This is a genomic window from Chromobacterium fluminis (assembly GCF_011602385.1).
GTDB lineage: Bacteria > Pseudomonadota > Gammaproteobacteria > Burkholderiales > Chromobacteriaceae > Chromobacterium > Chromobacterium fluminis.
Window position 1 is genome coordinate 41,286 of record NZ_JAAOMA010000002.1, and the last position, 12,182, is coordinate 53,467.

General features: G+C 64.6%; 12 protein-coding genes. 7 read left to right on the plus strand and 5 right to left on the minus strand.

The features are described from left to right. The first annotated feature begins 98 nt into the window (after nt 1–98). On the plus strand, nt 99–1,373 hold the full coding sequence (locus tag HA052_RS01590) for a Y-family DNA polymerase (protein ID WP_166450533.1): 1,275 nt from the start codon (nt 99–101) through the stop codon (nt 1,371–1,373). Nucleotides 1,374–1,424: 51 nt separating this feature from the next. After that, on the plus strand, nt 1,425–2,924 hold the full coding sequence (locus HA052_RS01595; RefSeq protein WP_166450534.1) for an exonuclease domain-containing protein: 1,500 nt from the start codon (nt 1,425–1,427) through the stop codon (nt 2,922–2,924). A 1-nt stretch (nt 2,925) separates the two neighbouring features. On the opposite strand, the gene ubiB is transcribed toward HA052_RS01595, so the two are convergent. The 5 genes from ubiB to queA all read right to left on the minus strand — a co-directional run bounded on the left by ubiB (nt 2,926) and on the right by queA (nt 7,442). Next, nucleotides 2,926–4,452: a ubiquinone biosynthesis regulatory protein kinase UbiB gene (gene ubiB / locus HA052_RS01600; RefSeq protein ID WP_166450535.1), complete on the minus strand. Its 1,527-nt coding sequence runs from the start codon at nt 4,450–4,452 to the stop codon at nt 2,926–2,928. Nucleotides 4,453–4,458: 6 nt separating this feature from the next. Then, complete coding sequence (locus tag HA052_RS01605) at nt 4,459–5,043, minus strand: ubiquinone biosynthesis accessory factor UbiJ (protein WP_166450536.1); 585 nt, start codon at nt 5,041–5,043, stop codon at nt 4,459–4,461. 231 nt (nt 5,044–5,274) lie between these two features. Beyond that, nucleotides 5,275–6,009: a bifunctional demethylmenaquinone methyltransferase/2-methoxy-6-polyprenyl-1,4-benzoquinol methylase UbiE gene (gene ubiE, locus HA052_RS01610; protein ID WP_081550630.1), complete on the minus strand. Its 735-nt coding sequence runs from the start codon at nt 6,007–6,009 to the stop codon at nt 5,275–5,277. Nucleotides 6,010–6,011: 2 nt separating this feature from the next. Next, on the minus strand, nt 6,012–6,383 hold the full coding sequence (locus tag HA052_RS01615) for a gamma-butyrobetaine hydroxylase family protein (protein WP_081550632.1): 372 nt from the start codon (nt 6,381–6,383) through the stop codon (nt 6,012–6,014). A 36-nt stretch (nt 6,384–6,419) separates the two neighbouring features. After that, nucleotides 6,420–7,442, minus strand: coding sequence for a tRNA preQ1(34) S-adenosylmethionine ribosyltransferase-isomerase QueA (gene queA, locus HA052_RS01620; protein WP_166450537.1), 1,023 nt, complete (start codon nt 7,440–7,442; stop codon nt 6,420–6,422). Nucleotides 7,443–7,721: 279 nt separating this feature from the next. Here queA and aroQ point away from each other — a divergent pair, with 279 nt between their 5' ends. From aroQ to HA052_RS01645, 5 genes are all read left to right on the plus strand, one after another. Further along, nucleotides 7,722–8,171, plus strand: a complete 450-nt coding sequence (aroQ, locus tag HA052_RS01625) for a type II 3-dehydroquinate dehydratase (RefSeq protein ID WP_043592887.1) — start codon at nt 7,722–7,724, stop codon at nt 8,169–8,171. A 36-nt stretch (nt 8,172–8,207) separates the two neighbouring features. Further along, nucleotides 8,208–8,663 (plus strand): acetyl-CoA carboxylase biotin carboxyl carrier protein, encoded by a 456-nt coding sequence (gene accB, locus HA052_RS01630; RefSeq protein ID WP_081550636.1) that lies wholly within the window; start codon nt 8,208–8,210, stop codon nt 8,661–8,663. A gap of 121 nt (nt 8,664–8,784) precedes the next feature. Further along, nucleotides 8,785–10,143: an acetyl-CoA carboxylase biotin carboxylase subunit gene (gene accC, locus HA052_RS01635; RefSeq protein WP_166450538.1), complete on the plus strand. Its 1,359-nt coding sequence runs from the start codon at nt 8,785–8,787 to the stop codon at nt 10,141–10,143. Further along, nucleotides 10,143–11,039, plus strand: a complete 897-nt coding sequence (gene prmA / locus HA052_RS01640; protein ID WP_166450539.1) for a 50S ribosomal protein L11 methyltransferase — start codon at nt 10,143–10,145, stop codon at nt 11,037–11,039. The genes accC and prmA overlap by 1 nt, the downstream gene beginning before the upstream one ends. After that, nucleotides 11,036–12,139, plus strand: a complete 1,104-nt coding sequence (locus HA052_RS01645; protein ID WP_166450540.1) for a DUF3426 domain-containing protein — start codon at nt 11,036–11,038, stop codon at nt 12,137–12,139. Before prmA ends, HA052_RS01645 begins: the two co-directional genes overlap by 4 nt. Nucleotides 12,140–12,182 lie beyond the last annotated feature (43 nt).

Genomic DNA, 12,182 nt, shown 5'->3' on the forward strand with positions numbered 1-12,182 from the left:
GGCGCGCCGTTTTTTGCCGCGCGCTCGCCTCCGCCGGGCCGCGGGCGCTACACTGCAAGCATCGCCGCCGCGCCGGATTCGCGCCCCTTAGCCCAGCCATGTCCACCTGCTACGCCCAAGTCGATTGCAATTCCTTCTACGCTTCCTGCGAGCGGGTGTTCAACCCGCGCCTGGCCGGCACGCCTATTGTCGTGTTGTCCAACAACGACGGCTGCATCGTGTCGCGCTCGGCCGAGGCCAAGGCTTTGGGCGTGCCTATGGGCGCGCCTTACTTCCTGCACAAGGCGCGGTTGGAGCAGTTGGGCGTGGCGGTGTTTTCCTCCAACTACGCTTTGTACGGCGATTTGTCCGGCCGCGCGATGCGGCTATTGGCCGGTTTCGCGCGCGCGCAGGAGGTGTATTCGATAGACGAATGCTTTCTGGACATCGGCGGGGAGCCGGAGCCGGAACGGCTGGCGCAAGAGATGCGCTACGCCATGCTGCGCGGCCTGGGCCTGCCGGTCTGCGTCGGCATCGGCCCCAGCAAGACCTTGGCCAAGCTGGCCAACCACCTGGCCAAGCTGGACCCGTCCCGCGACGGGGTGATGAATCTGCAAGCGCTGGATGCGGCGGAGCTGCGGAGCTTGTTGGCCGCCGTTCCGGTGGAGGATATCTGGGGCGTGGGGCGCAAGCTTTCGGTCAAGCTGCGGCTGGAGCGCATCAACCACGCCGCGGCGCTGGCGGCGGCGGACCGGGATTGGCTGATTCGCCGTTTCGGCGTCACCGTGGCGCGCATCGCCGACGAACTGGACGGCCTGTCCTGTCTGAGCCTGGAGGAGGCGCTGCCGCCACGGCAGTCTTTGATGTCCACGCGCTCCTTCGGCCACAAAGTGACGCGGCTGGAGGAGGCGCGAGAGGCGGTGGCGATGCACGCGGCGCAAGTGGCGGAGCGCTTGCGGCGACAAGGCTCTCTGGCCTCCTTCCTGCAAGTGAGCCTGCAGCGCGGCGTGTATCAGCAGGGCACGGTGCAGCGCGACAGCGAGGTGGTGCCGCTGTTGCCGGCCAGCGCCGATAGCCGGGTGCTGGTGGCCGCGGCCGGACGGGCGGTGGAGCGTTTGTGGCGGCCCGGCGCCGGCTACCAGAAGTGCGGGGTGATGGCCTGGCAATTGGTGGACGCGGAGCGGGCGCAGCCGGATTTGTTCGCCAGCGGGCCGGATCCTGAGAAAGGAAAACGCTTGATGGCGGCGCTGGACGCGATCAACCATCGCATGGGCCGCGGCACGGTCAAGCTGTTGGCGGAAGGGCTGGAGCAGCCGTGGAAGATGAAGCAGGACATGCTGTCGCCGGCCTACACCACGCGCTGGGAGGACATCCCGGTGGCGAAGGCGAAGTAGGCGCGGCCGGATGCGGCGGAAAGCGGATGGGGCCACGGCTCTTGGAGTAAAATGCCGCTCTTGATTTGCAACCTGCGGGGCCAGGGCGGCGGCTATAGTGCAATCAAGCCGCCGCGCGCCGCACTTGAAAGCCAGACATTGAACCCTCTGTTTGCCCAGCCTTGCGCCATCGTCGACTTGGAAACCACCGGCGGCCACATCAGCCGCGACCGCATTACCGAGGTGGGCGTCATCCTGATCGACGGCGACCGGGTGGAGCGCTTCAGCTCTCTGATCAACCCCGGCCAGCCCATCCCTCCCTTCATCGAGAACATGACCGGCATCTCCGACGCCATGGTGGCGGAAGCGCCGAGCTTCGCCGATCTGGCCGAGCGCTTGCTGACCATGCTGTCCGGCCGCCTGTTCCTGGCGCACAACGCGCGCTTCGATTACGGCTTCCTGAAAAACGAATTCCGCCGCGCCGGACTGCGCTTTCAGAGCCAGTCGCTGTGCACGGTCAAGCTGTCGCGCCGGCTCTACCCGCAGTTTTTCAAGCACAGCCTGGACAGCTTGATAGAGCGTTACGACATCCGCCTGCCGGAGCGGCATCGGGCCTTGGCGGACGCGGAAGCGGTGCATCGCTTCCTCGGCATCGCCAGCCAGGAGCTGGGCGAAGCGGCCGTGGGCGCGGCGATGGCGGCGGTATTGGCCGCGCCGCCGGAACTGGCCGGCCTGCCGGCGGCGCTGCAAGAGCAACTGGAACTGCTGCCGGACGTGCCGGGGGTGTACGCGCTGTACGGGGAGGAGGGCAAACCCTTGTACGTGGGCAAGGGCGGCAATCTGCGCACGCGGGTGCTGGCGCATTTCGCCGCGGTCAAGGGCGGCGGCAAGAGCCGCGAGGTGCATATCGGCGAGCCCATCGGCCGGGTGGAGTGGCAGGAGACCCTGGGCGAGTTCGGCGCGCATTTGCTGGAACTGCGCTTGATTCACGCCTTGAAGCCGCAGCATAACCACCGCGGCAAGCTGAGCCCGGAACTGTGCTCCATCCAGCTGGAGACGGAGGACGGCTTCACCCGTCCCAAGGTGGTGTACGCGCGCGAGCTGGATTTCAGCCGTACCGCGGATTTGTACGGCCTGTTCCGCCATGCGCGGGAGGCGCGCAAGATCCTGGCGGAAATCGCGCTGGGCAACGCGCTGTGCCAGTCGGTATTGGGCGTGGAGGCGGTGACCAGCCGCAAGGGCGCGCCGTGCGCGGCTTTGAAGTTGGGACGCTGCCGCGGCGCCTGTATCGGCCGCGAGCCGGCGGAGGTACACGATATCCGGTTGCTGGGCGCCTTGGCCAAGCTGAAGGTGAAGGCCTGGCCGTTCGCCGGCGCCATTGCGGTGGTGGAAACCGACGAGGTGACCGGCGAGCGCGCCGAGCATGTGTTCGACCGCTGGTGCTATCTGGGCTCGCGCCAGGGCGACGGCGGTCCGCTGGAGGGCGCGCCGTCCTTCGATCTGGACAGCTACAAGCTGTTGGAAGGCTGGCTGCGCAAGCCGGCGGAGGGCACGGCGCTGCGCGAGCTGTGAGTCAGAGCCAGTTCTTCAGCAGCAAGGCCGCCAGCAGAACGGCGATCAGCGCCAGCAGCCAGTTCTGGCGCTTCTGTTCCCGCATCAGCTGGATATAGCCGCTGATCAGCAGCTCGCTGTTGGCGGAGGACAGCGCGTCATTCAGTTTGCGCGGCAGCGTGGGCAGGGTGGTGGCCCATTGCGGCGCCTCGTGCTTCAGCGTGCGCAGCAGGCCGCGCCAGCCTATTTGCTCGTTCATCCACTTGGTCAGGAAGGGCTTGGCGGTGTCCCACAGGTCCAGATTGGGATCCAGTTGGCGGCCCAGGCCTTCGATATTGAGCAGGGTCTTTTGCAGCAGCACCAGTTGCGGCTGGATCTCCACATTGAAACGACGGCTGGTTTCGAACAGGCGCAGCAGCACCATGCCGAAGGAGATTTCCGACAGCGGCTTCTCGAAGATGGGTTCGCACACGGTGCGCACCGCCGCTTCCAGCTCCTCGGCGCGGGTGTCTTTCGGCACCCAGCCGGATTCGATGTGAGCGGTGGCGACGCGGTGGTAGTCGCGGTTGAAGAAGGCGAGGAAGTTGACCGCTAGGTAGTGCTTGTCGGTGTCGGTCAAAGTGCCGACGATGCCGAAGTCCAGCGCGATGTAGCGGCCGTCGGCGGCGACGAAGATATTGCCCGGGTGCATGTCGGCGTGGAAGAAGCCGTGGCGGAACACCTGGGTGAAGAAGATTTCCACGCCGAAGCGGCTGAGCTTGGACAGGTCCACGCCGGCTTCGCGCAGCCGGTCTACCTGGCCCACCGGGATGCCGTGCATCCATTCCAGCGTCAGCACGTCGCGGCTGGTGTAGTCGTAGAACACCTCGGGCACGATCAGCATGTCCGAGTTCTTGAAGTTGCGGCGCAGCTGCGAGGCGTTGGCGGCCTCGTGCATCATGTCCAGTTCGTCGTGCAGGTATTTGTCGAACTCGGCTACTACTTCGCGCGGCTTCAAGCGCTTGCCGTCGGTGAACAGTTTTTCCACCCAGCCGGCCAGCGTGGTCATCAGCGCCAGGTCTTGCTCGATCACCGGCTGAATGCCGGGGCGCAGCACCTTGACCGCCACTTCGCGGCCGCGGCTGCCGTCGGGCTGGCGCAGCCAGGCCTTGTGCACCTGGGCCACGGAGGCACTGGCCACCGGGGTGTTGTCGAAGTCGACGTAGAGCTCGTCCACCTTGCGGCCCAGGCTGCGTTCTATCATCTCCCGCGCCTGCAGGCCGTCGTAAGGCGGCACCTGGTCTTGCAACCGCGCCAGTTCGTCGGCGTAGTCCGGGGGCAGCAAGTCGCGGCGGGTGGACAGCACCTGGCCGAACTTGACGAAGATGGGCCCCAGGCTTTCCAGCGCCAGCCGCACCCGCTGCGGCAGCGGCGCGCTGGTGTCGCGGCGCAGCGGCAGCAGGCCGAACAGCTTGTGGACGAAGCCGAGTTTGGAATGACCTTCCAGGAAGTCGTCCAGGCCGAAGCGGTAGAAGGTGGAAACGATCTTGATGAAGCGCGAAATCCGCATGTGCCGTCAGGCCTTTGTCTGTTCTTGTTGCAGCGCGGCCTGCAGCCGCGCCAGGCGTTTTTCCAGGCGGCTGGCGTCATCGCGCAAGGTGTCCACCGCGGCGACGAAGCCCTGCACCTGCCGGCGGCCGGTCAGAACCGGCGTTTCCTCGCGCAGATGCTCCACCCAGTTGGCGGCCAAACGCCAGGCCACCTGGCCCTTGAAGCCGAGCAGGCCGCGCGCCAGCGTTTCCGCGCGTTGGGCGGCGGCGTCGCCCACCAGCCGGGACAGGTCCTCGGCGGCGCTCCACTGCAAGCGGCCCAATAGGCGGCCGACGGCGGCGGCCAGTTCGGCGTCGCCTTCCAGCTGGATGTCGTTCAGCGCCGGGTCGCGCCCGGCCACCGCCGCCAGCGCGACGGCGTGCTTGAGCCGCACCGTGGCTTCCGGCTCGCCCTCGCAGGCGGCCAGCCAGCCGTCGTCGGTGAACACGCCGGCCACGTGGAAGGGCGGCAGCGCCACGGCGACGCGCCGGCCGGCGTGCGCGGCCAGTTCCGCCCGCACCGCCGGGTGTTGGTTCAACAGATGGTTGAATGCCGCGATCTGGATGCCCATGCGCTGTCTCCGCCGTGATTGGAAGGTGAAGGGGTCTAGTCTGATCAAGGCGGCATTGCCGGAGCGCCGCGGATCGTAATCAGGCTCTTAGAAGCTGTTCAAAGTCTTGCGGGCAAGAGCGAGACAAGGCGAAAGCGAGCGAAAAAGCGGAATGTACACGTGGCACATGAGCATTTTTGAGCTGGTTTTCAACGCCGTATCGCTGACGCGCAGCAGACCTTGAACAGGCTCTTAGAACTTGTAGCCCTTATGCAGGGCCACCACGCCGCCGCTCATATTGTGGTAATCCACCTTGCCGAAGCCGGCGTCCAGCATCATCTGCTTCAGCGTTTCCTGATCGGGATGCATGCGGATGGATTCGGCCAGGTACTGATAGCTGTCGGGGTCGTTAGCCACCAGCTTGCCCATGACCGGCAGCGCCTTGAAGGAGTAGAAATCGTAAAACGGCGACAGCGGCTTCCACACTTTGGAGAACTCCAGCACCATCAATTTGCCGCCCGGCTTCAGCACCCGGCACATTTCCTTCAGCGCCGCGTCCTTGTGGGTCATATTGCGCAGGCCGAAAGCCACCGACACCGCGTCGAAGTAATTGTCGGGGAAGGGCAGCTTCTCCGCGTCGGCCAGCGATACCGGCAGCATCAGGCCGTCGTCCAGCAGCCGGTCTCGGCCCACGGTCAGCATGGAGCTGTTGATGTCGGTCAGCCACACTTCGCCGCTCTTGCCCACGCGCTTGGCCCAGCCGCGGGACAGGTCGCCGGTGCCGCCGGCGATGTCCAGCACCTTGTCGCCGGCCTTGACGCCGGAAGTGGTCAGGGTGAAGTGCTTCCACACGCGGTGCAGCCCGCCCGACATCAGGTCGTTCATCACATCGTATTTCTTGGCCACCGAGTGGAACACATCGGCCACCTTGGCGGCTTTTTCGCTTTCGGCTACGGTCTTGAAGCCGAAGTGGGTCGTCTTGTCCATGGTCACTCCCTGCTCGCGCCTGCGGCGGCGAGGCGATTGAGATAATCCTGCCAGTACTGGTCGCGCTTGGCGCCCAGCTCGTATAGATAGCTCCAGCTGTACAGCCCGCTGTCGTGGCCGTCGTCGAAGGTGATCTTCAGCGCGTAATGGCCCACCGGCTCCAGCGCGGTGACGGCGACATGGCGCTTGCCGGTTTGCAGTACTTCCTGGCCGGCGCCGTGGCCGCGCACTTCCGCCGAAGGCGAGTAGACGCGCAGGTATTCGCAAGGCAGTTCGAAGCGGGCGCCGTCGTCGAAGCTGATTTCCAGCACGCGGGACACCGCGTGCAGCTGGATTTCCTGCGGCGCGGGCGCGTCGGGGGAGAGTCCGGACATGGTCTGATCCTCAAAGGCGGCCGATTAAGCCGCGCATCAGTCTTTTCGTTCCAGCAGCATGGCGTCGCCATAGCTGAAGAAACGGTATTCCTGCTCCACCGCGTGCTGGTAGGCGGCGCGGATTTCCTCGTAGCCGGCGAAGGCCGAGACCAACATCAGCAGCGTGGACTTGGGCAGGTGGAAATTGGTCAGCAGGCGGTCCACCACCCGGAAGCGGTAGCCCGGGGTGATGAAAATGTCGGTTTCGCCGCAGCCGGCGGCCAGCTCGCCGCCGCGGGCGGCGGATTCCAGCGCGCGCATGCTGGTGGTGCCCACCGACAGCACTTTGCGGCCGGCGGCGTGGGCTTCTGCTATCAGCGCGCGGGTGGTTTCCGGCACTTCGTAAATCTCGCTGTGCATCTTGTGCTCGGCGATATTATCCACCCGAACCGGCTGGAAGGTGCCGGCGCCGACGTGCAGGGTGACATAGGCCAGTTGCACGCCTTTGGCGCGCAGTTGCTCCAGCATGTCTTCAGTAAAGTGCAGGCCGGCGGTGGGCGCCGCCACCGCGCCGCGTTCGCGGGCGTAGACGGTTTGGTAGCGCTCGTCATCCTCGTGGCCGGCGCCGCGTTCTATATAAGGCGGCAGCGGCAGCTTGCCGGAGGCTTCCAGGATGTCGAACAGATTGTCTTCGGCCAGGAAGCGCAGCTTGAACAGTTCGCCGTGGCGCTCTACCATTTCCGCCTCCCAGCGATCGGCGAAGATCAGCCGGGTGCCGGGTTTGGGCGATTTGGAGGCGCGGACGTGGGCCAGCGCGGTGTGCGCGTCCAGCACGCGTTCGATCAGCGCCTCAACCTTGCCGCCGCTGGCTTTTTCGCCAAACAGCCGCGCCTTGATCACGCGGGTGTCGTTGAACACCATCACGTCGCCGGGGCTGACCTGATCGATGAAATCGGTAAAGCGCAGATTGGCGCGGTCATGGCCGGCCACGCGCAGCAAGCGGCTGGCGCCGCGCTCCGCCGGAGGGTGCTGGGCGATCAGGCGCTCGGGCAGGTGGTAGTCGAAGTCGGAAAGCTGCATAAGACGTAAAAGATTCAGAATCGGCAAATTATACCCGTGCCGCCGCCCGCCGGCATCTGCTTAGTGAGCGAAGTGGCGGGATTTGCGCTGAATCAACATCGATTTTCGGCAAGACGGTAAAAACTTGCCAGGGGGAAAAACGCCCGTGGATACTAGTGCTTTGACTCGAAGAATCGCCGTGTTTGGCGTCCAAACAACTGTTTGAAATGATGCAAAAGCTAGACATCTTGCAGCGAATTGCGGCAAACTCGCGCCCAAGATGATAAACAGGAGCAGGCTTTGACCGGAAAAATCCTCGTGTTGCACGGCCCCAACCTCAATCTGCTGGGACAGCGGGAGCCGCAGCACTACGGCCGGGAAACGCTTGACGATATCAACCAGCGGCTGGAACAGCAGGCTAGCGCCGCGGGGTTTGAATTGTCGGCATTGCAGAGCAATGCGGAACATGTGTTGATTGATCGCGTGCAGCAGTGCCTGCATGACGGTACTGCCTTCATTCTGGTCAATCCGGCCGCTTTCACCCATACCAGCGTCGCCTTGCGCGATGCGTTGGCGGCGGTGCGAGTGCCGTTTATCGAAGTCCACCTTTCCAACGTTCATGCCCGCGAACCGTTCCGCCAACATTCGTATTTCTCCGACCTCGCGGTCGGCGTGATCTGCGGACTCGGCGCCCATGGTTATGAACTGGCGCTTGCGCACGCCATCCGGCACCTTGCCGCGCAAGCCTAACTCACTCTACCGAATATCCCACTCGAAGGATTATCAATGGATCTCCGTAAACTCAAGAAGCTGATCGATCTCGTCGAGGAATCCGGCATCGCCGAACTCGAAGTGACCGAGGGGGAAGAAAAAGTCCGCATCACCCGCGTATCCGCCGCGCCGCAGATGGCCTACGCTCAGCCGATGACCGCGCTGCATGTGCCCAACGCCCAAGCCGCCGCCGTGGCCGCTCCGGCCGCCGAGGCCGCCGCGCCGGCCAGCAACGACAAGAACGCGATGAAGTCGCCCATGGTGGGTACTTTCTATCGCTCGCCCAGCCCGGGCGCCAAGAGCTTCATCGAGGTGGGTCAGAGCGTTAACGCCGGCGATACCCTGTGCATCATCGAAGCGATGAAGCTGATGAACGAGATCGAAGCCGACCGCTCCGGCGTGGTCAAGGCCATTCTGGTTGAAGACGGCCAGCCGGTGGAATTCGGCGAGCCGTTGTTCATCATCGAGTAAGCCAGACGACAGGCTGACGGCAAGGGGGCACGGCGCAGCGTCTGTGCCCTTGTCGTTTGCCACGACAGCATTGGCGGCCCCGCCGGCGACAACGCCGGCGGGGCCGCCAGCGGAGAATTCCATGTTTGAAAAAATTCTGATTGCCAACCGGGGCGAAATCGCCCTGCGTATCCAGCGCGCCTGCCGCGAAATGGGCATCAAGACCGTGGTGGTGCATTCCGAGGCCGACCGCGAAGCCAAGTACGTGAAGCTGGCCGACGAGTCGGTTTGCATCGGCCCGGCGCCTAGCGGCAAGAGCTATCTGAACGTGCCGGCCCTGATCGCCGCCGCCGAAGTGACCGACTCCCAGGCCATCCACCCGGGTTACGGCTTTTTGTCCGAGAACGCCGACTTCGCCGAGCGTGTGGAGCAATCCGGCTTTGTGTTCATCGGCCCGCGTCCGGACACCATCCGCGAGATGGGCGACAAGGTATCGGCCAAGAACGCGATGATAGCGGCTGGCGTGCCCTGCGTGCCGGGTTCCGACGGCGCCTTGCCGGACGATCCGGCCGAGATCGTCAAGATCGCCAAGAAAATCGGCTTCCCGGTGATCATCAAGGCCGCCGGCGGCGGCGGCGGTCGCGGCATGCGGGTGGTGCATACCGAAGGCGCCTTGATCAATTCGGTGCAGATGACGCGCACCGAAGCCGGCGCGGCTTTCGGCAACCCCACCGTCTACATGGAAAAATTCCTGGAAGAGCCGCGCCACATCGAAATCCAGATCCTGGCCGACGAATACGGCAACGCCATCTATCTGGGCGAGCGCGACTGCTCCATGCAGCGCCGCCACCAGAAGATCATCGAGGAAGCGCCGGCGCCGGGCATCACCGACAAGCAGCGCCAGAAGATTGGCGAAGCCTGCGCCGAAGCCTGCCGACGCATCGGCTACCGCGGCGCCGGCACTTTCGAATTCCTGTTCGAGCGAGGCGAGTTCTACTTCATCGAGATGAATACCCGCGTGCAGGTTGAGCACCCGGTGACCGAGATGATCACCGGCATCGACATCGTGCAAGAGCAGATCCGCATCGCCGCTGGCGAGAAACTGCGCTACAAACAGAAAGACGTGGTGTTGCGCGGCCATGCGATGGAGTGCCGGATCAACGCGGAGGACCCGTTCACCTTCGTGCCGTCTCCGGGCAAGATCGAAAGCTACCATCCGGCCGGCGGCCCGGGCATTCGCATCGATTCGCATATTTACCAGGGCTACACCGTGCCTTCGCATTACGATTCCATGGTGGGCAAGCTGATCGCCTTCGGCGATACCCGTGAGCAGGCGATGGCGCGGATGCGGGTGGCGCTGTCGGAAATCTCCATTTCCGGCATCAAAACCAATATCCCGCTGCATCAGGAACTGTTCATGGACGCGGCCTTCCAACGCGGCGGCACGTGCATTCATTATCTGGAGCAGCGTTTGTCGCAGCAGAAAAAAGGGGGCGCGTGATGGCCTGGCTGCAAGCCACCATTGACGCCGAGTCAACCGTTGCCGAGCGTCTGGCCGACGCGCTGATGGACGCCGGCGCGCTGTCCACCGCGATCGAGGACGCCTATGCCGGCACCGAGCGCGAAGAGCCTATTTTCGGCGAGCCCGGCGAGCCGGTGGACAAACTGTGGAGCCGCAGCCGCATCATCACCTTGTTTGATGAAGCGGCCGACGTGGCCTTGCTGATCGCCGCCGCCGCCAATGCCTGCGGTCTGAGCCTGCCCAGCTACAACGTGGAGCGGGTGGAAGAACAGGATTGGGTGCGTCTGACCCAGTCGCAGTTTGATCCGATCCGGATTTCGGACCGGCTGTGGATCACGCCGACCTGGCACGAACCGCCGGCGCCGAACGCCGTCAACCTGCAACTGGATCCGGGCCTGGCCTTCGGCACCGGCAGCCATCCCACCACGCGCTTGTGCCTGCAGTGGCTGGACGCGCATCTGCAAGGCGGAGAAAGCGTGCTGGACTACGGCTGCGGCTCGGGCATCCTCGCCATCGCCGCGCTAAAGTTGGGCGCGGTCTCGGCCTTGGGCGTGGATATCGATCCGCAGGCGGTGCGGGCCAGCCAGGACAACGCCGAGCAGAACCAGGTCAAGGCGGATTTCCGCCTGCCGGACCAGAACCCGGAAGCGGTCTACGACGTGGTACTGGCCAATATCCTGGCCAATCCGCTGCGCATGTTGGGCCAGTTGCTGGCGAGCCACGTCAAAACCGGTGGTAGAATCGTGCTTTCAGGCATTCTCGCCGAACAAGCCGAAGAACTGTCGGCCATCTACGAACAATGGTTCCAGATGGACGCTCCGGTGTTCGACGAAGGATGGACCAGACTGACAGGAACCCGACGCCCCACGGTATGACATATACGACACAGTGCCCCAATTGCCAGACACGCTTCAAGGTCAATGATGCCCAATTAGCGGCCGCCAATGGCTTGGTGCGCTGCGGGCGCTGTTCGCATGTGTTCAACGCCACCGAGCATTTTGTCGCGGCGGAAGCGCCGCCGGCGGAGCCTCCGCGCGCCGCGGCGCCTCAGCCGGCCGTTCAGCAGCCGGCTGCCCAGCAGCGCGAGGCGCTGGACGATTTCGAACTGGAAGTGCCGGATTTCGATCCGGGCGCCAGCGCGGCGGAAGCGCCGCCGGACGAGTTGCTGATGCCGCCTCCAATGGCGGAGGAAGCGCCGGCCGCGCGCGCCGACGTCGAGGAATTCCAGCGCGCTTTGGCGGAGGCGATGCAGAATCGCCATGTCAGCGCGCCGCTGGGCAATCCGTTTGACGCCGAGCCACCTGCCGCCGCGGAGCCCGCGCCGGAGGTGTTCGGCAACCGCCGCCGCCCCGCGCCGGAACCGGAACCCGCGCCGACAGCGGTGCCTGAACCCAAGTTTGAAGAGCCGCCCGCCAGGCCGATGCAGCAAGCGCGCGTCGAACCACTGCCTAGCCACGGAGAAGGCGAGCCGGACGAGTCGCCGCGGGGACGCCATCCGGCGCTGACCTTCCTGGCCGTCCTCGCCTCGGCGATCGGCGTGCTGGTGTTGGCCGGCCAATTGGTGTATTTCAACCGCACCCGCATTGCCGCGGAAGTGCCGGAACTGCGTCCGACGCTGGAAAACCTCTGCGGCGCCGTAGGCTGTGCGGTGCCTTGGCCCACCGACATCGCTCGCGTGCGAACCGAGTGGTCGGAATTGGCCTTCGTCCCGGATTTCCCCAATCTGATCCAACTGTCCGCCACGCTGAAGAACCACGCCACTTACTCCCAGGCCTATCCGATGCTGGAAGTGACGCTGAAGGATTCGGACGATCAGGTGCTGATTCGCAAGGTGTTCGCGCCCAAGGAGTATTTGAAGGCCGATGATTTCAAGCTCGGCCACTTCAACTCCAACAGCGAGGTCAAGGTGACTATGCGGCTGGACGCGGGCAAGGTGCATGCGATGGGGTATAGCCTTTACTGGTTCTATCCCTAGCGACCAACGGAGATAGCACCTCTCCCGTACTGATGTATGGTTG

Excerpts from the sequence above, each read along its gene's own strand:
- HA052_RS01590 (WP_166450533.1), top strand. The coding sequence starts at position 99 with ATGTCCACCTGCTACGCCCAAGTCGATTGCAATTCCTTCTACGCTTCC.
- HA052_RS01595 (WP_166450534.1), top strand. The coding sequence starts at position 1,425 with ATGCCGCTCTTGATTTGCAACCTGCGGGGCCAGGGCGGCGGCTATAGT.
- ubiB (WP_166450535.1), bottom strand. The coding sequence starts at position 4,452 with ATGCGGATTTCGCGCTTCATCAAGATCGTTTCCACCTTCTACCGCTTC.
- HA052_RS01605 (WP_166450536.1), bottom strand. The coding sequence starts at position 5,043 with ATGGGCATCCAGATCGCGGCATTCAACCATCTGTTGAACCAACACCCG.
- ubiE (WP_081550630.1), bottom strand. The coding sequence starts at position 6,009 with ATGGACAAGACGACCCACTTCGGCTTCAAGACCGTAGCCGAAAGCGAA.
- HA052_RS01615 (WP_081550632.1), bottom strand. The coding sequence starts at position 6,383 with ATGTCCGGACTCTCCCCCGACGCGCCCGCGCCGCAGGAAATCCAGCTG.
- queA (WP_166450537.1), bottom strand. The coding sequence starts at position 7,442 with ATGCAGCTTTCCGACTTCGACTACCACCTGCCCGAGCGCCTGATCGCC.
- accB (WP_081550636.1), top strand. The coding sequence starts at position 8,208 with ATGGATCTCCGTAAACTCAAGAAGCTGATCGATCTCGTCGAGGAATCC.
- accC (WP_166450538.1), top strand. The coding sequence starts at position 8,785 with ATGTTTGAAAAAATTCTGATTGCCAACCGGGGCGAAATCGCCCTGCGT.
- prmA (WP_166450539.1), top strand. The coding sequence starts at position 10,143 with ATGGCCTGGCTGCAAGCCACCATTGACGCCGAGTCAACCGTTGCCGAG.
- HA052_RS01645 (WP_166450540.1), top strand. The coding sequence starts at position 11,036 with ATGACATATACGACACAGTGCCCCAATTGCCAGACACGCTTCAAGGTC.